The following is a 532-nucleotide window of genomic DNA, read 5'->3' on the forward strand; positions in this document are numbered from 1 at the left end:
GGTCGATGTCGGCGCCGTTGAACGCCAGGTTGAGCTTGAAGTCGGCGGCCTGCGGATGCGCGGCGCGCAGGGCGGTCTGCTGGTTGTCGAGGTTGACGGCGTCGTGCCCGCTGACCTTGAAGCCGGGCTCGTACTCGACGTGGCCGTCCGGATAGTAGTGGTCCGAGGTGTTGAACCAGTCGTCGATGTCGACGTTGAGGTGGTGCCGCTGCTCGCCGAGGAACATGCCCTTGCTCGTCCACCGGAGCATGCCGTAGACCAGCAGGTCGGAGTGCGTCAGGTACTGGTTCGAGGTGAAGGTCAGCGCCAGCCGCTCGCGGCCGTCGCTGGAGGTGGTCCGCACCCCCAGCACGTCCGAGCCGTTGGTGACGGTCGCCTCGGCGGCACAGCCCGGCGTGATGGCGGTGCGGTAGACGTACGACTGCGTCAGCGGGATCTGGATGCTGCTCTTCAGGTAGTCGAACACGCCCGCGCCGGTCGCGGTGAGCGACAGGTTGATCGGGGTGCTGCCGACACCGCCCTCACCGGTGGA

General features: G+C 67.5%; 1 pseudogene. It reads right to left on the reverse strand.

The window, feature by feature from the left end:
* Positions 1–532: pseudogene (locus DMB66_RS60545) on the reverse strand (hypothetical protein); the annotation flags it as partial.

This window comes from Actinoplanes sp. ATCC 53533 (genome assembly GCF_003947245.1).